The sequence below is a fragment of the Candidatus Micrarchaeia archaeon genome (genome assembly GCA_041653315.1).
GTDB lineage: Archaea > Micrarchaeota > Micrarchaeia > Anstonellales > JAHKLY01 > JAHKLY01.
Genome location: JBAZFO010000011.1, coordinates 1 through 26,567, shown reverse-complemented (window position 1 = coordinate 26,567; position 26,567 = coordinate 1). Strand labels below are relative to the sequence as shown.

18 protein-coding genes are annotated in these 26,567 nt (G+C 53.4%); all 18 read left to right on the top strand.

The window, feature by feature from the left end:
• The first annotated feature begins 19 nt into the window (after positions 1–19).
• Entirely contained in the window at positions 20–766 is a 747-nt protein-coding gene (locus tag WC356_03435; GenBank protein MFA5382193.1) for an NUMOD3 domain-containing DNA-binding protein, read from the top strand.
• Entirely contained in the window at positions 759–1,295 is a 537-nt protein-coding gene (locus tag WC356_03430; GenBank protein MFA5382192.1) for a helix-turn-helix domain-containing protein, read from the top strand. Before WC356_03435 ends, WC356_03430 begins: the two co-directional genes overlap by 8 nt.
• A complete protein-coding gene (locus tag WC356_03425; protein ID MFA5382191.1) occupies positions 1,292–3,802 on the top strand; it encodes a terminase family protein in 2,511 nt (836 codons plus the stop codon). Before WC356_03430 ends, WC356_03425 begins: the two co-directional genes overlap by 4 nt.
• A 1-nt stretch (position 3,803) precedes the next feature.
• Positions 3,804–5,786 carry a hypothetical protein gene (locus WC356_03420; protein ID MFA5382190.1) on the top strand — a complete coding sequence of 661 codons (1,983 nt, stop codon included), beginning with the start codon at positions 3,804–3,806 and terminating at the stop codon, positions 5,784–5,786.
• A 2-nt stretch (positions 5,787–5,788) separates the two neighbouring features.
• Complete coding sequence (locus tag WC356_03415; protein MFA5382189.1) at positions 5,789–6,526, top strand: site-specific DNA-methyltransferase; 738 nt, start codon at positions 5,789–5,791, stop codon at positions 6,524–6,526.
• Between the two features lie 314 nt (positions 6,527–6,840).
• Entirely contained in the window at positions 6,841–7,824 is a 984-nt protein-coding gene (locus WC356_03410) for a hypothetical protein (GenBank protein MFA5382188.1), read from the top strand.
• A 28-nt stretch (positions 7,825–7,852) separates the two neighbouring features.
• Entirely contained in the window at positions 7,853–9,193 is a 1,341-nt protein-coding gene (locus WC356_03405; protein MFA5382187.1) for a N4-gp56 family major capsid protein, read from the top strand.
• A gap of 61 nt (positions 9,194–9,254) precedes the next feature.
• Positions 9,255–9,713 (top strand): hypothetical protein, encoded by a 459-nt coding sequence (locus tag WC356_03400; GenBank protein MFA5382186.1) that lies wholly within the window; start codon positions 9,255–9,257, stop codon positions 9,711–9,713.
• A 10-nt stretch (positions 9,714–9,723) separates the two neighbouring features.
• Complete coding sequence (locus tag WC356_03395; GenBank protein MFA5382185.1) at positions 9,724–10,221, top strand: hypothetical protein; 498 nt, start codon at positions 9,724–9,726, stop codon at positions 10,219–10,221.
• Positions 10,222–10,259: 38 nt separating this feature from the next.
• Entirely contained in the window at positions 10,260–12,044 is a 1,785-nt protein-coding gene (locus tag WC356_03390; protein MFA5382184.1) for a hypothetical protein, read from the top strand.
• Entirely contained in the window at positions 12,041–12,799 is a 759-nt protein-coding gene (locus WC356_03385) for a hypothetical protein (protein MFA5382183.1), read from the top strand. The genes WC356_03390 and WC356_03385 overlap by 4 nt, the downstream gene beginning before the upstream one ends.
• Positions 12,800–12,803: 4 nt before the next feature.
• The gene (locus WC356_03380; GenBank protein ID MFA5382182.1) at positions 12,804–14,636 is read left to right on the top strand and encodes a DUF859 family phage minor structural protein; all 1,833 of its coding nucleotides are present in this window, start codon (positions 12,804–12,806) and stop codon (positions 14,634–14,636) included.
• Between the two features lie 58 nt (positions 14,637–14,694).
• Positions 14,695–15,264: a hypothetical protein gene (locus tag WC356_03375; GenBank protein MFA5382181.1), complete on the top strand. Its 570-nt coding sequence runs from the start codon at positions 14,695–14,697 to the stop codon at positions 15,262–15,264.
• 9 nt (positions 15,265–15,273) lie between these two features.
• Entirely contained in the window at positions 15,274–16,158 is an 885-nt protein-coding gene (locus WC356_03370; protein MFA5382180.1) for a hypothetical protein, read from the top strand.
• A gap of 12 nt (positions 16,159–16,170) precedes the next feature.
• Entirely contained in the window at positions 16,171–24,660 is an 8,490-nt protein-coding gene (locus WC356_03365) for a hypothetical protein (GenBank protein ID MFA5382179.1), read from the top strand.
• A 60-nt stretch (positions 24,661–24,720) separates the two neighbouring features.
• Positions 24,721–25,623, top strand: coding sequence for a hypothetical protein (locus tag WC356_03360; GenBank protein MFA5382178.1), 903 nt, complete (start codon positions 24,721–24,723; stop codon positions 25,621–25,623).
• Complete coding sequence (locus tag WC356_03355) at positions 25,623–26,015, top strand: hypothetical protein (protein ID MFA5382177.1); 393 nt, start codon at positions 25,623–25,625, stop codon at positions 26,013–26,015. Before WC356_03360 ends, WC356_03355 begins: the two co-directional genes overlap by 1 nt.
• Positions 26,016–26,028: 13 nt before the next feature.
• On the top strand, positions 26,029–26,567 hold a 539-nt coding region (locus tag WC356_03350; protein ID MFA5382176.1), incomplete at its 3' end, for a hypothetical protein.

The following is a 26,567-nucleotide window of genomic DNA, read 5'->3' as shown; positions in this document are numbered from 1 at the left end:
ATGATGTGGGGAGGGGAGTATGAAGAAATCAGACAGCGGGCAGCCCCCGGTCCGCGAAAAGCCAGGCGCTAAAGGGAAGTATGAACGCTGGTTGACCGAGGACGGGCTACTCTTGCTGGCAGATGGCGGAAATTACACGGTTTATGAGCATGTATTTCCTAACGGGAAGAAGTACATAGGAATAACCATGCAGAGAATTCAGAACAGATGGAGAAACGGGAAAGGCTATAAAGTAAACGACCACTTAAAAAATGCGATAAGCAAACATGGGTGGGAGAGCGTGCGGCACAACATTGTTAGCGCCGGGCTGTCAAAATCAGCCGCAGAGCTAAAAGAAAAAGAGCTTATAGCGGCGCACAAGACAAACGACAAAAGATATGGCTACAACATCCAGGAAGGGGGCCAGGCGTGTGATGTATTAAGCAAAGAAACGAGGGAGAAAATCAGAAATGCTCTCAAAGGGAAATGCACGGGGGCGGATAACCCTTTTTACGGCAGGAGACACACCGAAGAAACAAAGAAAATACTAAGCGAAATTAGGCTTGGAACACACCAAACGGCAGACCTGATAAAGAAAAGGGCTAACGCCCGGAAGGTTAAGGTGACCCAGCTTGGCATTGATGGGAAATTGATAAAGGTATGGGATTCAGCCAAAGATGCCGGGGATGCGTTAAGCATATCGAAAACGGTGATAACGGCGTGTTGCAAAAAGCAGAAGCATCGCAATACAGCGGGGCGCTACAAATGGGAATACACAAATGGCTAAATATGATTACTGGCTGTCAGAAGATGGTCTTTTGTGCATAAAGGCGTGGGCGAGAGATGGAATTATAGACAAGAACATCGCCCAAAAATGCGGTGTTGCTTATTCAACGTTTCGATTTTGGAAAGAGAAATTTCCGGCGTTATCGGCGGCCCTAAAAGAAGGCAAGCAGGTTGTTGATATTCTGGTTGAAAATGCTTTGCTCAAACGCGCATTGGGCTATGAATATGAGGAAACATGGCGTGAAAGAGTTGTGACCGGCTTTGACCATAAGACAAAGAAAGAGAAATGGGAAATTGTTGTAACGAAGGTTATTACAAAGCTGGTTATCCCTGATGTTACGGCTCAAATCTACTGGCTGAAGAACCGGAAACGCGATATGTGGAAAGATTCACATGACAAGGTAGAGATAGAGAGAGAGCGCGTTGAGATAGAGAAGAAGCGCCTGGATATGGACGCACAGCAGCACAACGAGGGGCCAAAGACCATCAACATCATTGTGGACCCGGATGCGGAGGATTGGGGCGATTGAGTGTTATAGCCGCAAACGAAGTGAATATCCGGTTTGGAGTGCCTAACGAGAAGCAGATGCTTTTCATGAAAGAGAAGCACCGCATTGTCATATTTGGCGGCGCAAGAGGTGGGGGGAAAGAGCTTCACGTGGACACGCCTATTCCTACACCTGATGGGTGGGTGAGGATGGGCGATATATCTCCGGGCATGGAAGTGTTTGGCATGGACGGGAAGCCATACAAAGTGCTTGAAGTGAGCCAGATAAACGAACACAAGGCGTGGAAGTTTGTGTTTGACGATGGAAGCGAGCTTGTCAGCAATGATGAGCATTTATGGCTGACATACGACAAGAGCGACAGGGTAAACCTTGTCAAGCGAACGGATGAATACAGGGAGAAACGCAGAGCAAGCAGGCCGTCAAGGGGAACGGGCAAAAGGCCAGACCTGGCAGAGGAAAACGCAACCCGGGCATATCCCTATTTGCCTTTACCGACAGGAAGTGTTAAAACAACCGCCGAGATAGTTGCAACTCTGAAAGTGCAAAACGGAAGAGAAGTGAACCATTCTATTCCGGCGTGCGCCCCCCTTCAAACACCACAAAGGGAGCTGCCGCTTGACCCGTATTTGCTTGGTTTATGGCTGGGAGACGGAACGGGCGTTTCTGGCAGTTTCACAACCGCAGACGGATTACATAGAGCCTTTGAGGACAGCGGGTTTGAAGTGCGAAAGTGGAAGGCCAAGTACACATACAACATAATCGGGCTGGTTGGGATACTGCGTAAAATGGGCGTATTGGGCAACAAGCATATACCAGATGAATACCTATGGGCTTCACCGGAACAGCGCTTAGCGCTTATTCAAGGGATGATGGATACAGACGGAAACTGCAACAAAGACGGTGGCTGCGAGTTTACAAACACAAACAAAGCGCTGATAGAAGGGATGGCACACCTTGTTAAGTCAATAGGTATTAAATGCACGATAACAGAGGGCCGGGCAACGCTGTACGGAAGAGATTGCGGCCCAAAATATAGAATCATTTTTATGGCAAATTGCGCTATATTCCGTTGTCAACGCAAAGCAGAGCGTCTTGTAATGGCTACAAGGTTCACCACAAAGCATAGGTATATCATTGAGGCTGTTGATGTTGGGGTAGCACCGATGCGATGCATAACAATAGATTCTCCCGACCATCTATATTTGGCGGGCAATAGCTTCATACCTACGCACAATAGTTGGAGCGTAAGGACAAAGGCAATACGCCTTTGCCTGAAGTATCCCGGTATCCGTGTGCTGATTGTACGCCAGAGCTATCCGGAGCTGACAAGGAATCACATTACCCAGCTGCGCCGGAAGTGCTACAAGATAGCCAAGTACAGCGACAAAGAAAAGATAATGACCTTCTTCAACGGCAGCACTATCAGCTTTATGTATTGCGCCAACGATGCGGATTTAGACCCCATGCAGGGCGCAGAGTATGACATTGAGTTCATTGACGAAGGCACATTGCTCACGGAGTATCAAATCAAGGCGCTCATGGCCACCAATCGCGGCGTAAACAGCTTTCCGCATAGATTCTATATCACCTGTAACCCAGGCGGTCAGGGGCATGGCTATATCAAGCGGCTCATAGAGGGCCGTTTTGAGGGCAAGGAGGACCCTGCTGACTATGTATTCATCCCATCAAGGGTAACGGACAACCTGGTGCTGATGCGCAAGGACCCGGATTACATCAAGTACCTGGAAGCGCTGCCGCCCAAGATTAGGGAAGCCTGGCTCAATGGGAATTGGGATGTGTACCTGGGCCAATTTTTTGAATCCTTCAAGAACATCCCCGAACAGTACGCCAGCCGGCAATGGACGCACGTTATTGAGCCGTTTGACATGAGCAAAGGGGAGCCGGCCACCTGGACCATCTACAGGGCGCACGATTGGGGGAGCAATGCGCCCAGCGCTACGATATGGTTTGCCGTTGACCGTGATGGGACGCTATACGCCATCATGGAGCTTTATACCTGGACAGGCGAACCCAACGTAGGCATCAGGTGGACGGACCACCAGCTCTACGGCAAGATACACGAAATTGAAACCACGCATCCCTGGCTGAAAGGCAGACATATCATTGGCGTGGCAGACCCGGCGATATGGGCCAAGAAGGACGGTACAGGCATATCCACCCAGGAAGTAGCCGCCAGTTACGGCGTACACTTCCAAAAGGCAGACAACAACCGCATACCCGGCTGGATGCAATGCCAGTACAGGCTTCACTTCAACGAGGAAGGATACCCTGGCCTGTATATTTTCAAGAATTGCCAGAACCTTATCAGGACCATTCCCCTGCAGATGTATGACCTGCATTCTGTTGAGGACCTTGACAGCGATTTAGAGGACCATTTGGCTGATGCGCTGCGCTATATGTGCATGACGCGCCCGATGAAGCCTGCAGCGATAATCAACGAGAAGCCTTTACTGTTCGACCCGCTGAACCAGTACACACGCAACAATCCAACAAGGAGAGGGGTATAGTATGAGCTTACAACCAGGGCAGAACGGCATGACAGCGCCCTACGCACAGCCGGAAGCGGGCATGCAAGCGCCTGTCAGGGTAGACAGCGGCGTTGTCAAGAAGGCCCGGAGCGTCATGCAGGAGTACAAGGAAGGCAAGAATAGCCTGGAACGGCGCGTTATCGCGTCGGAGCAATGGTATCGTATGCGCTCCTGGGAAGAAATGGCGAAGGAAGGCAAGCCCACCGGGAACGAGAACGATGCGCAGCCGCGCTCTGCATGGCTGTTTAATGTTCTCATGGGGAAGCAGGCCGACCTGATTGAAGCGTATCCGGAGCCGATTATGCTGCCCAGGGTCAAGGACGATAAGCAGGAAGCGTACAGCCTTTCCAAGATTGTGCCTTTGGTCATGGAGCAAAACGGCTTTGAGCAGACCTTCAGTGATAATGGCTGGAAGAAACTGCGCGTGGGTACAGCCGTGTACGGAGTGTTCTGGGACAAGAACAAGCACAACGGCCTGGGCGATGTGGCGGTCAAGAAGGCAGACCTGCTTAACCTGTTCTGGGAGCCTGGCATTGAGGATATTCAGGATTCACGCAACTTCTTCCATGCCAGCGTGATTGACAATGACGTGCTGGAAGAACAGTACCCGCAGCTCAAAGGCAGGTTGAAGAAGGGCGGGGGCAGCGACATATCGCAGTACATCCACGATGACACGGTAAGCCTTGTCAACAAGAGCCTTGTCATTGACTGGTATTACAAGCGCATGGTCATTATTAAGGGGCAGGACGGGCAGGAAACGCAGAAGATGGTGCTGCACTACTGCAAGTTCGTTGGTGAGGAAATCCTGTTCGCTTCCGAGAACAACCCGAAGCTGGCCACGCAAGGCTGGTATGACGATGGGCTGTATCCGTATGTGTTTGACCCGCTGTTCCCGGTCGAGGGTTCGCCGGCAGGCATGGGATACGTTGACATTGGCAAATCCCCCCAGGAGAGCATTGACCTCCTGGGCCAGCAGCTTGTGAAGAACGCGGTTATGTCTGCTACACCGCGCTATTTCATTGACAAATCCGGTAACGTGAACGAAACCGAGTTTGCGGATTGGACAAAGCCCCTTGTCCATGTGGATGGCGCAATCACGCCAAACAACGTTGTGCCTATCCAGGTCATACCGTTGTCCGGCAACTACATCAGCATCTATGAATCCAAGCTGGAAGAAATGAAATTTACGACCGGCAACCAGGACGTGCTCAATGGCGGAACAGGCGGCATGACCACGGCAGCGGGGCAGGCAGCGGCCCAGGAAGCCGCCGGGCGGTCCAGCAAGGCCAGCACCAAAGGCACATACCGGGCATATGGGCGCATTGTAACGATGGTCATTGAGCGCATCCGGCAGTTCTATGACATTCCCAGGACCTTCCGCATCCTGGGTCAATCAGGGGTAGAGGATTATATCCTGTATTCCAACCAGCGCATCAAGCAGCAGCCGCAGGGTACAGAGTTTGGCGTGAACATGGGATTCCGCCTGCCCGTGTTTGATATTCAGGTCCGGGCGGCAAAGCAGACACCTTTCAGCCGCCAGGCGCAGAACGATATGGCTATCCAGCTCTTTGGCATGGGCGTATTTAACCCGCAGATGGCCGACATGGTAGTGCCGATGCTGGAGATGATGGACTTCCCTGGGCGTGAGGAAACGCTGGAGAAGGTCATGCAGAACCAGACCATGATGAAACAGCTCACAATGATGACGCAGATAGTCATGGAGCTGACACAGCGCTATGAGCCGGAGAATATGCCGGCATTGCTGCAGATGCTTGGCATAGCGCCGGAAGGACAGCAAGGGCAACCAGGGAAGGCAGGACCGCAGCAGCCACAAGGCAGAATCGCGGCGCCAGGCGGCGGGACAAAGCCGGAGTTTACACGGCCCAACCCCGAAAGGCCAAAGGAACACGCGAGCATGAGGAACGCCAGGGAACGGACCGCGCAGGCGAGCCAGCCGGATTAAGCATGATTAAGCTAATGCAAGGCGACTGTCTGGAAGTGATGAAGGGTATTCCTGACGGTTCAATCGACCTGATACTATGCGACTTGCCGTATGGCACAACCGCTTGCAAGTGGGACACCGTGATACCGTTTGAGCCTTTGTGGGCGCAGTACAAGCGGGTGATAAAGGGCAACGGGGCGATAGTGCTGTTTGGAAGTGAGCCGTTTTCAAGCGCATTGAGAATGAGCAACATTAAACAGTATAAGTATGATTGGGTATGGGACAAAATAACAGGCAGAGGACATTTAGTCGCTAAAATCAGACCAATGGCACAGCATGAAAATATTATTGTGTTTGGGCAAGGTAAGATTCAATACAACCCACAAATGATTTTGATGGATAAACCCCAACGGGGTAAATCAATGGAATCGAGCCGAACATCTATTATGGGTGGGAAAACAACAGGCAAGAGCGAAGCAATAATCAGAACACACAAATATCCTAAAACAATAATCACGCAAGGTGTAGATGGTAAATATGTTCACCCAACACAAAAGCCAGTTGCCTTGCTTGAATATTTAATTAAAACTTACACCAACGAAGGTGAAACAGTATTAGACAACTGCATGGGTTCAGGCAGTACAGGCGTGGCGTGTGTGAATACTGGGCGCAACTTCATCGGGATAGAGTTGGACGAGGGATATTTCAAGATTGCAACCGACCGGATAAACGGCGCAGGTGCACAGGTGAAACTATTATGAAGAAGCTGGGCTATAAGTTTTCGTATGTCAAATGCGTTCATTGCGGATGCGTTTACATGAGCGTCAGGCCGCTTGATTGCCTGGATGAAGATATTGAATGCCCCGCGTGCCACAAGCAAGGCGCTGCCGTGTGTGGCAATATCCCCAACAAAACAGAAGCGCTGAAGCACTTATGGGCTTAGGTATAGCGTCTGCTATAAAGTGATATAGCGTCTGCTATAAACTAACTTTCACACCGGGACTGATATTTTAACGCTGCCCCCTCTATGTTGTTAGTGGAATCGTCCACCACAACGGACAGAGGGGGTTTTTACATGATGAAACTGGTATTGCAGCTATTCGCTGATGGGGCAGCAGGCAACGCAGGCGCAGGTCCAGCGGGCGCAGACGGAGCCGGGGCCGCAGGGAACGCTGCAGCGGGCGTAAAGGGTCCATCCGCCGCCGGGATGGAATTCAAATCGAGAACGGGCCGGAAGTATTCTGTACCAACGCCGGGCGCCGAGCAGACTAAAACTGCGCCGGCACAACCCGCACAAGGGCAGAAGCCACCGGAAGGGCAGACTTCTCCTGCCGCAAGCACGAAGCCAACATTTGAGGAATTGATTAAGGGCGATTACAAGGACGACTTTGGCAAGGCGACAAGCGCAATCGTCAAGGAACGGCTGAAGAACAGTAAGGAAGCGGAAGAAAAGCTGAACAAGCTCACCCCCGCGCTTGAAGCCCTGTTCCAGAAGCATGGCCTGAAAGATGGCGACATTGAGGGTCTTGTCAACAAAATCACGGACGATGATTCACTTTACGAGGATGAAGCGCTGCAGAAGGGCATCCCGGTCCAAACGCTCAAGGAAATGAAGAAGCTGCAAGGCGAGAAAGCTAACCTTGACAAGATGCAAGCGGAACGGATGCAGGAAGCCCAGATACAGAAGCACTTCCAGACCCTTGTAGAGCAGAGCGAACAGGTCAAGCAGATGTACCCAGGGTTTGACCTTCAAGCGGAGCTGAAGAACCCTGAATTCTTTGAGCTTACCCGGCCTGAAGTGAGAATCCCTGTGATGAAAGCGTACCAGCTCGTCCATCAGGACGAAATCATTGGCGGGGCGATGCAGTTCACCGCACAAAAGACCGCCGAGAAGCTGTCAAACGCTATGTCTGCCGGGGCCTTCCGTCCAAGTGAAAACGGCCTTTCTCAAAACTCAAATGCTCCCAACCTGACCGATGACCCGCATAACTGGGCGCCCGACCGAATGAGAAAAGCAATGGACCTTGTTAAGCGGGGGCGGTCACCTTTTGAAGCGTAAAGCGCTTCATTGAGAAAGGACTGCCACCATGAAGATTAAGCTGAACCTCCAGCTCTTTGCTGACGCCGGCTCCCTCGTATCCGCAACCGGCACCTACATCAACGCCTATACGGGCGCTACAACTGCGTTTGACGCAGACAACAGCCTTTCCATCGGCATGAAAACCTTCTGGGATACTGTCATGCTGGTCAATGCGCGTGAGAACCTCATTTTCGCGCAGCTTGGCAACAAGCAGAGCATCCCGGACAACCAGGGCATCATCATCGAGTGGTCCAAGTGGAACACGTTGCCCGACGCTGACCAGCTTGTTGAGGGCGTAATTCCGACCGGAAAAAAATTCGGCGAATCCTACGTCACCACCACGCTCACCGAGCATGGCCTGTACGTTGCGACCACGAAGAAGCTGGAAAAGCATCACAACAAGCCTGTCATCCTGGGCGCTACACAGGAAATCGGCGCGTCCCTGGCCAGGTCCTATGAGAAGCTTATCCGTACTGCGCTGCTTGAAGGAACCAATACCCTTTATGCAGACGCAATCAACCTGAACAGCTCCAACGCCTATGTGTCTACGCCTGCTGCCCGGCACCTGCTGTCCAACGCAGCGACTACCTGGTCTGGAATTACGGCTGACATGATGGCGCAGGTTGTGACCAGGTTTGAAGCAGCTGACGCGCCTACCTTCGATGGCATGAATTACGTTGGCGTGATTCATCCCTATATCGCAAAGGACATCCGGGACCCTGCCAAGAACCCGCAATGGCAGGAAGCGCACAAGTATGCAGCCGTAAAAGAGCTGTTTACCAATGAGCTGGGCGAAATGAACGGTATCCGCTTCATCAAGTCTACCCTGGCCCCCATCATCCGGGGCGCGGACCTCTCCGCTGCCGCCCGGACGCTGACCGTGACCAGCTATGACGCTGGCACGAACACCATCACCCTGACCGAAACGCTGACCGCTGACGATGTGACCGCCCTGTCCGGGCGCGAGCTGATTATCGGTGGTCTGCATTTCGAAGTATTGAGCGCGACCACGACCACCATTGTCCTTGATGCTACGTCTGCCGCTGCTGCAGAAGCCGCGAGCAATCCCCCGGCTGGCGCTGACGTGATTTATCCCGGCGAAGGCGGAGCTGCCGGTATCTCCATCTTCCCCTGCCTGTTCTTTGCCAAAGACGCGTTCAACATCGTTGACCCCGAAGGCGCAGGCATCGAAACCATCATCAAGACCGCTGAACAGGTCGGCGGACCCCTCAATCAGTTCAGCACCATCGGCGGCAAGTTCGAAGCTGCTGCCAAGATTGTGTACCATGACCGCTTGATTCGTTTGGAGTGCGTATCCTCCTACTCTGCCACCGCAGCCGCCAACTGATAACTGACTGATAACACGGGGGAGGGGGAAACCTCTCCCCCCAATGCAAAGGAGTAATCGCATGGACATTGGGCCGGATAAATTGAACCTGAACACTTCTGCTAACTTCCGCGAACCGCCTGCGCCCAAGACGCGCAATGTCAAGCCGGCTGTGGCTGTAGAGCCAAAGGTACAGCCGATGGAATACAAGGCGGCCAAGATTGTGGAGGGCGAAGAACCGGACTATAAGAAGCTCTACGAAGAAGCGATTGCGGCGAGAACCGCCCCTGCGCCTGCTAAGGCCCCCGTCAAAGACCTTTGGGATGTTATGGTGAAATACACCATGCCGAGGGGAAACGCCGGTGAAAATCAGATGATTCCCGTCAGCGTAGGCAAGTATGAAGCCTATTTCAAGCGCGGAACGCAAATCACACTTCCCTATCCCGCATACCTTGTGCTGCGTCAGACCATCAAATCCGAGGAAGCGCATGCCGTACTCTCCCAGGAAATGCAGGGCGATTTCAAGATTGGCGAGAGATAAGGGGGACTAAATGACCATTGCTGAAGTCACCGCTGCCGTAACCGCGCTGAAGCCGCACAACTATACGGCTGCGCAGATTATAGCCTGGCTTTCCGAGCTGGATACTAAGGTTTATTGGCAACTGGTCAGGAAGGTCAACCCTTATGACGAGTACGATTCAGAACATGAATACACGCTCAACGAGCTTATCTCTTACGACAACAAGCCTTACAAGGCGCTTGCAGCCGGGCTGTTGGAAAACCCGGAGGATGCGCTTGCGTCCTGGGCAGAAGAAACCTGGACCTCTTACGCTTCCAACATCGTGGATACCACGGTGCTCCTTGCTCCTGTCCCGTATGATGCCGAGCTGTACATTGCCTTTTTGAGCATGAAAATCAGCCGGTATAACCGGGATTGGAATTCTTACAACATCGAATCCCAGGAATTCAACGTAGCATGGCAAGAGCTTGCGAACCATCTTAACCGCACTTTCCCGCCCTGTGCGCCAGCAACGCACTTTACGCTATGAAATACCTTCAATTTCAACCAACACAACAGTATAAGAGCATGACAGAGGTATTCGGGGGATATAACCATAACCCCCGGATACCTGATTCTGATTTTTACGATACCACGAACACATCAGCGCGTGACTATCCCCTGCTGGCCCAGCGCGTCAAGAGGGCATTGGCGGTATCACCTGCGGCCTACTCTGCTATGATTTCAAGGGATGTGCTGTGCTATGTGGATGGCGCTACCCTGTATGTCAACGCGCTGCCTGTGACCGGCCTGGTGCTGTCTGTAGCGGCAGGGTACACACCCAAGCGGCTGTATAGCATGGGCGCGTATATCGTGATTCTGCCTGATAAGAAGTGGGTCAACACGGCAGACCTGACCGAGTACGGAAACATCGAGAATACCGTCACGCTGACAAGCGGGGATATTACATACCAGCCTTCCAGGGCAGACGGTTCAGACCTTGAATCTACGCCAACGGCGAGCGTCACAGCACCTACGGAGCCTGCTGATGGCGATTACTGGATAGATATATCCGCGTATCCCACCGTTGAATTGAAGCGGTACTCTACGCTGTCTGAAACATGGACCGCTATCCCTACTACCTATACCAAGATAGCGGCAACCGGGATTGGCGTGGGCTTTGCTCAGTATGACGGCATTAAGATTGCGGGGGCATTGAGCGCGTCCGTTGACCCGGATGAAGCTGCCGAGCTTGCATCGCTGAACGGGTACAACTTTGTCCGTTATCGCGGGGATGATTACATCGTTATTTCCGGCGCCCTGGGCTGGGTGCATACGCAGACCGCCACGGAAGGCGCTCCGCTGACCATATCAAGGACCATGCCGGACATGGACTATCTCACCGAGAGTGAAAATCGCTTGTGGGGATGTAAATACGGCGTGGTTGATAACGAGCCTGTCAACGAGATATACGCCTGCCGCCTGGGTGACTTCAAGAATTGGCGCTCCTATGCCGGGAACGCAATGGATAGTTATGCGGTATCCGTAGGCACAGACGGTAAGTTTACAGGCGCGATTACACACCTGGGTATGCCGCTGTTCTTTAAGGAAAACTGCCTGCACCGGGTTTACGGCAACTACCCGGCGAATTACCAGATAGAAACAACCACGCTGCGCGGGGTCCAAGACGGAAGCAACAAGAGCATGGTCATCGTGAATGAAATCCTGTACTACAAGGCGCGGTCAGAGGTCATGGCGTATGACGGGAGCCTGCCGGTTGCGGTATCCGCTGCCCTGGGAACGGGGCTGTATTCCGCTGCCGTTGCCGGGGCGGTCAAGGATGTAATGTACATCAGCATGAAGAACGCTGCAAACGCCTGGGAGCTGTTTACCCTGGATACCGCCAAGAGGATATGGCATAAAGAGGATACGCTTCAGGTCATAGACTTCTGCACCGTCAAGGACGAGCTGTACGCCGCTACGCCTGTCACCGTTGCTGGGACCCCGCCTACCCTTGTCACCAAGATATATTCCATGCTTGGCAGCGTAGGCACAGCGGAAGCGAGCGCGGTATCCTGGGTGCTTGAATCGGGCGTGATGGGATACGAGCTGCCAAGCCAGAAGTATGTAGGGCGCATGAACATACGCCTGAAGCTGGCATCAGGCTCCACCTTCACGGCATATATTCAATATGATTCTTCCGGCACATGGGTATCGCTTGGTACAACTACAGGCGGGGTTATCGTCACAACCGTAAACTATCCCATCATCCCCCGGCGCTGTGACCACTTCCAAATCAAGCTGGCTGGCGCTGGCGATATGAGGGTTTTCTCCATTGCCAAGATTATGGAGGATGGTGGTGATGGAATATGAAAGAGTTTTTGCCGCCTACCGCCTTACAGGGCGCTGACGCTAACAAGATAGCCAACCTGTATTCCTACCTGCATCAAATGAGCAGGCAGCTTAATGTTGCGCTGCAGAACATTGGGCCTGAAAACTTCAAAGACGAAGCGCTCAAAACCCTTGCCACAAACGCGGCAGCGGTACAGACCGCTACCCAGGCGGCAGCCGGGTATTCCGAACTGAAAAGCCTTATCGTTAGGACCGCGCACGATGTAAGCGCAGTTATGGACCAGCTGGTAGAGGTATATGCGGGGGTATACACGGCAGAGAGTACCTATGGAACATTCTCACAAAACCTCTTGAACACGATTACCACCAATGCGACAGGCGTATTGCAAGAATATATGTTCAACGAAACCGTCACCCTTCTTGAACAGCTTGGCGTTGTCACAAACTATCAGCTTAATTCTAATCAGTATATTAAATCCGGGCTGCTTTACTTTGAGAGCATTGGCGGTATTGATGTTCCGCGCTATGGTGTTGCCGTAGGCGAGGACTTAACCACGATGACGGTCAACGGGGAACAGGTATTAAACCGCGCCAAGCTCCTTGCTACCTTCACTTCTGACGCGCTGACCTTCTGGCACAACGATGTGAAAGTGGCCTGGGTAACGGACAATCAGCTCTACATCAACGAAATCAGCCTTGTTACCAGGATGTCCATTGGCGGCAAATGGCAGATTGACCACCGTTACGGCTTCACTATCAAATGGATAGGGGCGTGATGGTATGGCAAGCAAGACAGTAACCATCGCAGACTTCCAGCAGCAAAGCTCATGGGTTGTTGAGTTTCTAAACCCGCCCGGCGATAATGTTCGCACTTCCGGCCCTTCGACATCAACGCAGACGAAATACTTCAATTTTTCGACAATCCCGGTTGGCTCAATTATAAACAGCGCCACGCTGACCGCAACGGTTGGCGGCACGAACTACACCATCAGAACGCTTGACGGCTCTTTTTTCAGCGGAAGCCGCAATGTAAAGGCGAAGGTTGCCCCCGGCGATAGCAGCGTTGGGTTTACCTGGGTCTTCAAGGGGTCAGGGTCAACCGCTTCTGTTGGCAGCATTACGGCAACGCTCCAGTATTCCAATGTCAGGATTGTCATTGACTATACGCTCCCTGCATCCACCGTGACCCTGAACAAGACCACCTGCCCTGCCGGGGGCGTTGTCCGGGCGAATCTGTCCATCGCGTCCTCATCCTACACGCACAAGGTTTACTTCTCCATGACGGGCGTTACAACGGTTGAGTATACGCTTGCCGCCGGCGTGACCTATAAGGACTTCACCATCCCGCTGGCATGGCAGGAAGCGATACCAAACAATGTATCCCGCGTTATCACCTGCACCCTAAAAACCTATTCCGGCGCGACACAGATGGGAACGGACCAGACGGACACCGTAACGATGACGCTTTCCGCAGACGCTTACCCTGTCCTGGGAAGCGTTGTCGCGGCGCTGGACCTGAACGGGCTGCCCGGAACATTCACGAAGCATATACAGGGCAAGACAAAGCTCCTTGTCACACTGTCTGACGAAACGCTTGCCTATGAATCGCCCATATCCACCCGCAAGGTCACGATAAACGGCGTCCAAGTAACAGCAAGCGGAACACCGATTACGGCGCTGTTTGACCCTATCGCCTTGTCCGGGGATGTGCCCATCAACGCGGTCATCACGGACGGGCGCGGAAGGACGGGCAGCAAGAGCATCACGGTTCACATAGAGCCGTATTCAGCGCCTTCCCTGACCGGCATTGAAGCATACCGCGCTGATTCGTCAGGGGATGAAGATGACGCTGGCACATACATCTTCCTGAAAGCAACGGGCGTATGCAGCAGCGTTGCCGGCGAAAACGCGGTCACGCTCCAGGGGCGGTATGGCATTGTTGGCGGGGCATATGGCGCATGGTCCGACATGACCGGCGGCACAGCTATTAAATCCGTCCTCCTGGGCGGGGCGTTGGCGGTCAACGTTTCCTACAACGCGCAAATCAAGGCCGTGGACACCGTGGGAACGGAGTATATCTATACCGCGCTCATCCCCCAGGAAACCGTCACGCTCAACTTCAAGGAGGGCGGAAGCGGGGCGGCGTTTGGCGGGTATGCCGATACTGCCGATTTGCTCAAAGTTGTCTGGTCATTAATGACGCTGGGCGGGGACCCGGTCTGCGCTATCAAGGTGGGTCAGCTCTACATTTCGCGGGATGATACGGACCCTTCAACAATCTGGACAGGCACAACCTGGTATGCGCTGCCGGAAGAAACCTTCCCGATGGCAGCCGGAGTAAACCATGTGCCGGGCGGAACGGGTGACGAAGGTGGAGCATCTTCTCACTCGTTCTCATTGGGAAGCGCTGGCTACGCTAAACTTTCTTCAGGCGGTAAATCAAAGATTAAATCGGGGTTAAGCGCCTACGCCACCGATTACCTTGAAGCCGACTATGCTCCGGGCGCGTCCGGGTCTACCGCAACAAACGGCATTGAGCTGGGCGGCGCCACCGAAAGCGGAAGCACTCTGCCAAAATACCGGTCCTACTATATGTGGGAGCGCCTGACCTGACCGGGGCTGATAAACGCACATAGCAGGTGCTACGCTGGAAACATGGAGGGTAACGAGCATGGCAAGCAATACATGGAAGCCGAACAGCCAGACGAACAATGCCTGGAATACCTATGCTGCCGGAAAGAAGGACAAACCCGGCGCGTATGTTTCCAACTGGCAAGACGAGCTTGATTCCCTGTATGGACAGATAGAGAACCGCCCTGATTTTGCGTATGACATGAACGGCGATGCGATGTACCAGCAGTACAAGGATATGTACACGCAGCAAGGGCAGCAGGCCAGCCAGGACGCTATGGGCATGGCCAGCGCGAGGACGGGCGGCTTTAACAGCTCTGTGGCGCAGACCGCTTCACAACAGGCATATCAGGGCTACATGAATCAGCTTGCCGGGACCATCCCAGGGCTGGAGAATCGGGCATACGGGCGCTACCAGGACCAGGGGCAGGCGCTTCTGGACCTGTATGGCATCACCCAGCAGAACGAGCAGAACGCCTACGGACAGTACCGCGACCAGGTAGGCGATTGGCAGGCAGACCGCGACTTCAACTATGGCGTATATTCCGACCAGCGCGATTTCAACTATGGCAAATGGAACGATGACCGGGTTTACAAGCTGAATAAGTAGGAGGGCGTTATGGCATTTAATCCAAGCACCAGGACGGATAACGCCTGGAATCGCTTTAGGCGCGAGCGCAACAATCGCCCTGACCCGTATCAAAGTGAATGGGAAGAAAAGGCGAAGGCGATGTATGCGGAAATCGCCAACAGGAAGCCCTACAACTACGATATAAACAATGACCCGATGTATCAGCAATACAAGGAGCAGTACACGGCAGGGGCGCGGCAGGCATTGTCACAGGGCAACGCGCTGGCTTCCGGCATGACCGGGGGCTATGGCTCAGCCTCCATTGGCGCTGTGGGTCAGCAGGCCAACCTGAATTACATGGACCGGATGAATGACGCGCTGCCGCAGTTGGAGCAGAACGCTTATGCCAGGTATCAGGGGGAACAGGCCAATGATATGGACTTGTATGGTCTTACCCAGGACAACGCCAGCATGGACTATCAGAGATACCGGGACAGCGTGGGCGATTACCAGAATAACCGCGCCACAAACTACGGCGAGTATTCTGATTCCCGCAATTTCGACTATGGCAAGTTTGGGGATGACCGGGCATATAAGGACGCTCTTGCTGCAAAGGCGGCGGCAAGAAGCGGGGGCGGGGGCGGGCGCGGGCGTGCAGGGAACGATTATTCCGACTCTCAATTAGACGGAGCGATTGGCGCGTTTTTGGATGGCGGCGACGGTGCGCTGAACAATTACATCAACGGCCTGATTGCAAGCGGGATGTCTGCGTCTGACGCCTATGCCCTTCGCCGGGCGGTTATGTCAAGCGTGGACAATAAAACGCCAGACCCGCAGATAAATATAGAGCCGCCGAATCTCACGGCTGACCAGCTTGGCACGCTGAACGTTTATGAAACGCTCAATCCTACCCCGCCCTGGAAATGGCTCTGAAAGAGGTAATGAATGGCAAACACTTACGAAGAATTCCGCAAAAAAGTAAGGGCCTCATTAGAGTACGAAAAAAGCCAGCAAAAAAGATACCAGGACATGGTTGCCAAGGAAAAGCCGGACGAGAGCGAGGCTTATAAGCGCAACCCCTGGTATCAGCGTAGGCAGATGCTCAATGATAGATTCCTTTCGGAGCAGAACTCCGTCCCGGACGGATACAATTCATATGTTGAAGAATTGAAAAAGGCTGACCCCAACTTCACCGGCCAGATGTTCAGCCTTGAACAACGGGCGAAAACAGGTCAAAAAGAAGCGCAGGCCGCGTATGACTTTAACAAAAGGCAAGGATATGAATACGGCAACGGCTCAATGGACGAGGTTGCCAGGAGATACGGTGAGATTGTCAAAGGGTTCGCGTCGAGAAAGCCAGACGTTACGCCTGAATCGCTTGCACCGAAGCAAACGGTTAAACCAACCGTATCTTTCCCGGGCGCTCCGATTACCCCGGACCAATTTAACACGAACAAGGGAACGCCACAGACACAGGATGACGCTCTTGACGCTGAATACTGGAAGCGCGAACAAGAGCAAGAGAAAGGGATACCCGCATCCATGCGCTTGCCTGGAGATACAAGGAGAGCTGCATCGGCCGGAGCGCGTGATGTTTCGTATGGCGGCGGCGGTTATGACCCCGCCAAAGGAACATCAGGCGGGCTTACATGGCGGGATTACGCGGCGAAAGCAACAGCCAAGACAGCGCCGGTAGAAACGGCATCAGACCGCGCATATGATAAATTCTGGGGTCCCATTGACCTTGCGGGCAGGAAAGGACAGCCGGATAAAGTAAGGGACTTTGGTAAGACCATCGAGTACAACATCAAGAATTACAACAATCCCAAGTACGCGCTTCCGTACATGAGCGAAACCGAAGTCAAAGCGGCGCTTAGCCAGGAGCGCATAGCAGTACCAGCCGGGAACAAGATGACAAAGGTATTGGATGACTGGTATTCACTTAACTACAAGGAAGGCGCGGTCCAGCGTCAGGCGCGGCTTTCCAGCGAGATAGGCGTTCTTGATGTGAGCATACCAACGCTTGAACAGGAAATAACCACCCTAAACACGCAGGCTATGGAGTTTGCGGGGGCAGGAGAAGGGGACGCAAGCAAAGTAGCATTCACGGAAGCGCAGGCAAAGCAAGCGCAGTACGATGACGCGCTCATGCAATCGTCTTTGCTAAAAGGGGAAAGAGAATACTTCCGTATTCAGCAGAAAGACATTGAGAACGCTGAAAAATGGGCCGATGTATTAAAGTCATCGACATTTGACTTTGATAAGGCCGGCTATGACCCGCAGAAATCCGTATATGCCTTGCTTGGTCTCCCGGCAACCGCGGAGTTTAGCTATACGGACCTTGAAGCCCTTGCCATCGACAAGGAAGGAAACGAAAAGCAGCAGGCACTTTCAGCGATTGCCTACGAATACATCAACGCGCGCGGAAACATAGGCGAGAGCATAGATTCTCACGGCTGGGAGACGCTTTCAGAGGACGAGAAACTCATCTTCAACACGCTTCACAACGAGGGAAGTTATGACGAAGCGCTGACCTTCCTGGACGATTACAAAGAGCTTTTCCTGTTCAGGCGGCAGGCCGGGAACGTCAAGGAATGGGAAGCCTACGCAAAAGAGAACCATGTTTGGGCCTGGCTTATGGCAGGCGGGCAATACCTGGTGAACGCGGTTATGACCCCGTTCCAGTTAATGTCTGATTCTCCTTATTCCCCATCGTTTGACGTGGGAGTTGCCAGCCAGACGATTCAGGCAACACAGAGCAAGATAGCCGGTGAACGTCTGGGCGCATCGGTGCTTGGTAAACCGCTTGGCTCACTTGTGTATGACCTGATTACTTCCATGCGCGATAACGGAGTGTCTATCGGGCTTGGCGGGCTTGTCGGAAGCCGAGGGCTGACGCTGTTTGCTATGTCCTCCAATGCCACCAGCTCTTCATACAGGGCGGCGCTGATGGACGGAACGGACAGGGGAACGGCGGCAATACTATCCATTGGCGCGGGCGCTATCGAATGGCTGACGGAGAAGTATTCCCTCGAAGCTCTTATGAGCAATCCGAAAAGCGCTCTAAAATACTTCTTCAAGAACGTGATTGCCGAAGGTTCAGAAGAAGGCGCAAGCGCGTTTGCCAACCTGATTATGGACAACTACCTGCGCGGCAATTCTTCAGAGTTTTTCAAGTCATGGAAGAAAATCAAGGAAGAGAATCCCGGCAAGACCAACAAACAGATTACGGAAATGGCAAACGCGCAATGGCGGCAGGAGCTTGGAACGCAAGTTGCAATGGGCGCTGCCGCTGGCGGTATTCTTGGCGGGCCTGTCACCATCACAACTGCGATTGCATCCAGGGGCGAGAAGGTTGATAGCTCTATAAATGACGCATACAGCGGCATCATGGACGATGCAGGCATGGGCGTAAAGCCCGGCGAAGCTGAATACCTGGACTATGTTGACAGGCTGAATCAGGCGTATGGGATGAAGCCCGAAGCCATTGACGATACGCCTTCACCTGAATACAGCCAGAACAAGAGGGCGCAGCTTCAGACGGAGCTGGACAAGCAGCCAACGGTTGAGCAGGCCGAGCCGGAACAAGAGGTGGAAAAACCCACCATGACGCAGGGGCAGAGGCTGGCAGAGCTGAAATCTCAAATGGATGCCATCATCGCAAACAAAGACAACATGACACCGGAAGAAATCACGAAAGCGATGGAAGAAATCGCGCCTGAAATTGAAGCCGTGTCTGCCCTTCCGATTGAAGCGCCTGTAACCCGCACCGAGGGCGAAACCAGGGCAGAGGCGACTATGATAGAGCCGCAGGAGCAAGCCCCTGTATTGCCCGAAAAAGGGCCTTTACAAGCGCCTGTAACAGACCGTAAAACCATGCTTGAATCCGAAGGCATCGTTCCGGGCGCGGTTGAGCAGACAGGGAAAGAGGAAGCGACCACCGGCAGGAAGGTCCTGACCGTTGGCGATAAAAAGGTTGCCTACAAGACCGTCACCAGCGGGAACGAGGTTGCGGCACAGCACAAGGCGAATAACCCGGACCTGGACGAAGAATCATATTCCCTTGCCTTTGAAACCGCATACGCGGCGGGGATGACCGGAACAGAATCCGCGTTGAACAACTCTGACGCGGTCAAGGCGCTTGCTCCTGATACCATCAAGGCCGCGTTTGATGCAGGCAAAGGCGCTGCCGACTTTGAAGCGGATAAGGCCAGGGCCGCGAAGGTATTGAAGATGCTGCGGCCTGGTAACGGAACAGTCAGGGTACTTCCTGATGTAAAAACCCTGGATACCGAGCAAAAGGCGCTGACCAAGCATATCAGCCAGTTTGCGCGGCTGCTGGGCATCAACGCTGAAATATTCGCGTCAGAAACAGACGCGGAAGGAAAGTACATCCAGGAGCAGGGCAGCTTTAACCCTGAAACCGGGCTGTTCCGCTTCGACATTAACGCAGGGCTTCAGAACGCGAAGGAGAAGATGAACGCTGCCGGCGCAGCTGCCAGCTACACCCTCCCGAAGGTCATGGGCCATGAATTCAGCCATTTCCTGAAGGCAACCAATCCGGAGCTTTTCAGGACCTTTGAGGATGCCGTATTCAAGACCCTTGCCTTGCAGGGGCAGAGCGTGGACGATTTGATTCAGCAGAAGCTGGGAAGAGCCAGGAAGGGCGCCCTGTCCATTGCAGACGCGATGGAAGAGGTGGTTGCTGACGGCTCTGAAATGATGCTGCTCAATTCCGATGTGTTCAAGGGCATCATGACCGGGAACAAGACTCTGTTTGAGAAATTCAAGAGCTGGGTATCCGACTTCGTCAAGGGTATCCAGGACAGGTTGAAACGGATGCAGCCGTCTTTTGCGGAAGCCAAGGCCCTGATGGAACTGAAGAACGGCGCTTTGCAGTATGTCGGTGACCTTCAGGCGCAATGGGACACGATGATGAGGAACGCGCTGACCCCCGCAGAGGGCGCGCAGAGCGATGCAGCCACGGGCAAGGCAGAAACCCTTACCCCGAAGCGGAACGCACAGGATGCCCTAAAACAGGGCAAGAACGATGGCACGAAGTTTGCGGAGCGGGACAACCAGTACCTTGCTGCCGTTGAGAATGGCGATACCGCCGAACAGCAGAGGTTGGTGGAAGAAGCGGCGAAGGCGGCTGGGTACAACGAAACAGGGGTGCATGGACTTGCGGGCGGCGTTTTAGAAGGAAACCGTTTCAATCCTGAGAAGCGCGGTTTAAACACAAAAGCGCCAAGTGCATACCTTGGCTTCTATTTCGCTTCCGAAGAAACAGCCAACAGATATGCCAAGAAATCGGTTAACTTGGAAAAGGCTAAAAAATATAGCGTAAAACTTGCCGAGATATTCTCGCCATTGCTTGAAAAAGTGCCGAAAGGCGTATCGAGAAACCTTGATATGCTACGCAGAGATGGAAGCGCCTTTTTCTATGCAGAAAAGGATATTCCCTACCCAAGTTTGTATGAGGTTGCTTCTGAGGTACGGGCAGATTCCATAACTGATGAGGTTCTCAAGGCTCTCCCAAAAAATGATGATGTGTTCAACATTGTTGATGACATCACTCAAAAACTGTATGACGCATTCGGCGCTTCCGGTTTTTCAGACACAATAGACGCAAGCGTTGTGAACGCCAAACTCAAAATGCAGAACCCGTATGTTTATGACAACGAAAATAGCGAGATTCGCACAGATGCTTTTTACAAGATAGTTATGAGGGGTTTGTCCGGCGGGTATGACTCTGTCTTGATTAAGAATGTCCAAGACGGGGGGCCAATGGATGACATCAAGATAGTGTTCTCTCCTGACCAAATCAAGTCTGCCGACCCCGTGACCTACGATGACTCAGGCAAACCCATCCCCCTCTCCCAACGTTTCAACCCCGCAACCAACGACATCCGCTATTCCGAGCGCGACCCCGAAAACTCCCTCCCCTCCCCCCGCGCGATTCTGGCCGGGGCATTCGGCCAGGTTGCCCAGACGGACGCGGAAAAGAAGAACGTGGAGAAGTACCGCAAGTCTGCCGATATGTACAACCGCGTTGAGGGCGAGCTGAACGCGCTGCTTGAAAAGCGCAGACAGCTCTATATCAACAAGGCCCCGCAGACGGAGAAGAACGAAGTACGCGCCGATATTATTGCCCTGAAGGACAAGCTGGACAAGGCTGACCGCATTCTGTTCAACCTGGAAATGTCCGGTCCGCTGCGGAGCGTGGTGGAACGGGAGAGGGAGAAGGTCTACAAGGCGCAGTTAGAGAAGGGGCAGGAACGGCAGGCTGCATATCGAGCCAAAATCAAGGGCAGCGATAGGCGCGGGAAGCTAATCGGCAGAACCGAGGACATTGCCAACGAACTGCGTAAATGGCTGATGACGCCGGACAAGAAGCACCACATACCGGAAGCCCTGCGCCGGACGGTGTCCGGATTGCTTGAAGCTCTGGATATGTCATGGACAAAAACTGACGGGACCGAGGTTACCTCCAAGCGCTCTAAATCCTGGCAAGAAGCGATGGGGCAGCTTTTGATTCAGATGCAGAACGCCGATGCCTTTGCCGTCAACAACGGCGAGATTGCATCGCCTGACTTTGTGATGAACATTGACCCCGACCTTGCCCCGATGATTCAGGACCTGATAACCCGGAATGATTCCGTTGTGCGGTACAGGGACATGAACCCGGATGAACTGGCAGCGCTGGATAAAATCATGCGGATGGTCCATACCGCTGTGACCACCGCAAACAAGATGATTGACATGGACAATGCGGAAACCGTTGCTGAAGTAGCTGACGGTACGCTTGCAGACCTTGCCGGAAAAAAGGACAAGAAGCTGCACGGCCCCGCGATTGAGCGTCTAAGCTCCTTCCTCAATCTGGACATGATGGATTCGTTCAGCTTCTTTGAGCAGCTTGGGGAGAAGTCAAAGGCAATCCTTTCGTCCCTTTACAAAAAAGGATTCGGGAAGCTTGTCAGGAACACGGTGCAGGCAAGGGACTTCTTCCTGGAGCTTGACAAGAAATATAAAGACTTCGGCATTGCGAACTGGTCCGGAAAGAACGCCGAAGTACGCAGCTTTGACCTTGAGCGCGGGAAGGTGCATCTGACAACGGGGCAAATGATGGAGCTGTACCTGCTCAACAAGCGCGACCAGGCAAGAGGTCACATTTACGGCAAGGGCATCAGCATTGAGCAGATTAAATCCCGCAAGGCCGGGAAGGAAGCGCAGCTCTGGCAGAAAGACCCGGTGGGCGTGAACGAAGCCGAGGTCATGCGGATTACCGATACCCTGACAGCGCAGCAGAAGGCCGCTGCCGATGAGATTGCGACCTTCCTTAATACTGTATCAAGCGAGTGGGGCAACGAGGTATCTATGGCGCTGTACGGATACCTGAAATTCGTTGACCCGAACTATTACCCGATTCACTCAGACACCAACTTTACCCTGGCGCAGGACCCCAGCAAGAACGAGATGATTAATGCCATCATCAATCAGGGCATGACCAAGAATGTCATCAAGGGCGCGAACAACCCCATCATCATTTCCGACATCTTCGACACCGTATCACGCCATGTGACGGACATGGCGAATTACAACGCCTTTGCCGTGCCGCTGACCAACGCAATGAAGTGGTTCAATTATAATAGAGAGGTTGTGGACGCAAGCGGGAACACGCACAATGACAGCGTGAAGGGCAGCATTGAGCGCACTCTTGGCAAGGACGCAAAATCCTACTTCATCAACCTGCTGAAGGCCGTCAACGGCATCAAGGGAACAAATGCCGCAACCGGGTTTATCGGCATGGTCAATTCGATGGTTGGCAAATTCAAGACCGCAGCCGTAGCCGGAAACATCCGCGTGGTCCTTCAGCAACACGCTTCTTACACGAGGGCAGCCTCCATGATTAACCCGGCGTACATGGCGGCGGCGTATACCAAAAGCCCCAAGCGCGGCATGCAGATGGCAAGGAAGTACGCGCCAATAGCCATGTGGAAGCACCTGGGTTACTACGATATGCAGATTGGGCGCGAGATGGTTGACCTTGTCGGCGGCAGGGATAACCCGCTGCGGAAGGCCCAGGAGCTTGCCCTTAAACCCGCTGGCATTGCAGACGATTTTACGATGGGCGTACTTTGGAACGCGGTTGAGCTTGAAGTGGGGCAGAATTATCGGGGAGACAAACGCGGCGAGGACTTTTTCAAGGCTGTTGGTGACCGCCTGATTGATGTGATTGACCGCACCCAGGTGGTTGACACCGTGTTCCATCGCCCCCAAATCATGCGGGACAGGGACAGCCTGGTCAAGATTTCCACCAGCTTCATGGCGGAACCGATTAAGAGCTACAATTTGTTGGTGAACGCTGCCAAGAGTGGAGACAAGGGGCGTTTGGCTCGTACAGGCGTGACCTTTGTCGCGACCTCTATCCTGGTTGCCATGGCGGCAGGCTTGGCGGATGCCCTCCGCGACAAGGAAAAGGAAAAGGGCTGGGAGGGCTTCTGGAAAAGCTACTGGAACAAGGTTGCCGGGGTGGGCGGGAACTTCTTTGAATCAAACATCTTTGACAACACCAACCCGCTTAACATGATTCCCTTTGGCAAGGACATCTGGGGCATTGCCGGTGGTTATGCGCCTTCCCGCCCTGACCTGCAGGCCGTGCAAAGGCTGATATGGGCCGCGCAGGGATGGCTGAAAGTGTTCAACGGAACGGACGCGAAGGTATCGACCAAGCTGATTACCAACACGATTACCGCGCTGTCAACCGCGACAGGCATTCCGGTTGCGAACATCTACCGGGATGTTATGTCGGTCATCGACACGCTGGACCCGCGCATCGTGGTTGGTGACGGGGGAACGCCTGCGTCCCTGATTTATGAGCGGTATGTGGACGCGCTCATGGCAGGGGAAGCAGACAAGGCACTTGAATACTACGATGCGATTATCAAATCCGGCATTGACAGCAAAAAGGCATACGGCGGGACGCGGGACGAGATAAAGGAATTGTACAAGGCCGAGGAGATAGCGTTTGGCAAGGCCGTGGAGATTCTTGACACCCGCGAAGGCAAGCCTGAAGGCGGGGCATACTGGACCGTCAAGGAATGGGAAGCGCGGAAGGCAGCGGGGGATTGGTCACAGGAGTTTAAGTACAGCCGGTACGATAAATACCGCGCAGCGATTCTCACCGGCGCCAACTTAAAGGCGCTGATGCAAGAGCTGCTGGACCACTACGGCGGGAAGGACCCGAAGGACGCGAAGGGAAGCGTATCGGGAGACGGCATAACGGATTATTTCAAAGACATTTATATCGAAACATACAAACGCTCACGGTCCGAAGCCGCTACCCTCAAATCCCGTCTGCTGAATGCCTATGTGCTGCTGGGCTACAAGCGCGATGACCGGAGCCGGGCGATTGACGCATGGCTAAAGAAATAACGCACCGGGGCTGACGAAGAAGTGAATTATCCTTTACTATCAGAACAGGGGGTATGCAGCATGACGCCATCGGAAATCTTTGTGAACTGGACAATCAACGCTATTGGCTGTCCCTACATCTATGGTGACAGGGGCCAATCCTGTACCCCCGAACATCGCCGGGCTGTGGCGAAAAGCAAACCCTCCTGGGCAAGTAAAATCAAACTCAACTGCCCTGTCCTGTCCGGCAAAAAACTGAACTGCCTGGGCTGCAAATGGGGAAGGCGACCGGCCTATGATTGCCGGGGATTGACCGCCAAAGCCGTGGAGATTGCCACGGGCAGGCCCATCATGGGGCAGGATGTGACCGGGCAATGGACCAGGGAAGATAATTGGGTGGAAAAGGGTCTCATTCAGGATATGCCCGACAAACCCTGTGTTTTGTTCAAGAAGAAATTGCTCCGGTTCAGCCATACCGGAAACTTTGTCGGCTGGGACCAGGTCATTCATGCATCCGGTCACAGCGAGGGCGTTATTCGTTCTGCCATGCCCTACACCTTTACGCACTACGCTATCCCGGTTGGCCTGTACAAGAAGGACACAACCGCTGATAAATTCAGGGCGTTTTCCAAACAACTTACCGCGATTGCTGACGAACTGGAGGGAATCAAAATGCTTTACCAGGCAAAAATCAACACCAAGTACGCCGCCGGATTGGGCCTGTACAAGACCATGAACAAGCTGGGCGGTAAGGTGCGGGACATTGTAAGGGGGGAAGTTGTCAATGTGCTTGTTGAAGTCAATGCTGATTGGGCTAAGTGCGAGTACAAAGGCTTCATCGGCTACATTGACCGCCAGTATCTTGGCGCAAAGATTCCCCCCGTAACCCCGCCAAAACCAGTACCCACTGCCATTATTGCCAGTATCCGCAAATTGGGGGCCGATGCGGTTGCCATTGCGGTTGAGCTGGAGGCAATAAAATAATGGAAGCGGAACAGATGCGGGAGTTGCTGATGAAGCACCAGGACGCCATTGTACGCCTTGACGGAAAGGCCAGCGATACGGACAGGCGAATAGGCGAGCTTGAAACAACCAGGGAGCTGCTTATTGAAATAAAAATTTCATTGAAGGAGCTTTCAATGAGCAATGTGAACGGCAACGAGAAAAACGCCGAGAAATACGGCGAACTAAAAGCGTCAATTGACCAAATGACCAAGGAAAACCAGAAGCAGCACGAGGAACTTACAGTACGCCTGACCAATCTGGAGAGCAAACCCGGCAAACGCTGGGAAACCCTGTGGGTAGTTGTTTTGACCGCCATTATCGGTATAGCTGCGGGGTTTTTCGGCAGCGTCATCTTGCCTGTTGTTAAATAAGGAGGGCATCCAAATGGGCTTTGTGGTAAAACAAATCATGCTATCCGGTCAGGAAGCTGCCGGCGGTCATAACCTCGCCGTGGTCGAGGTTGACGCGGTAGCCGACTTTGCATCTCTCCCCACCTTCCAGGATGGAAGTATCGGGTACATCAAGGGAAACCCCACCGCGCTGTACATTCTAAACACCACCTGGCAGAACATCCTCAAATCCGGCATTGGCGAGGACCCGCAATTCACGATTGACGGGGTATCGCCGTTTGCGCTGCTGATGACGTTCAAGCTGCTTCAAGGTCATATCGCCAACCTGTCAAACACCAAACTGACCACCAGGGGCGACCTGCTCATCCGTGGCGCGTCCGTTCTGGAACGGTTGGAGCTTGGCACGCTGGGCCGGGTGCTGCAGGCCGGGTCAACTGACCCGTTCTGGCAGGTGCCGGGCAGCTTGGTCATTGAGGACACAAATGATGTGTTCGCTCCTAATACGATTCAAGGCGCTATTGATGCGCTGTCTGCCCTGCTTGTCCCTACCGTATCGCCCTACTACAAGCTGGC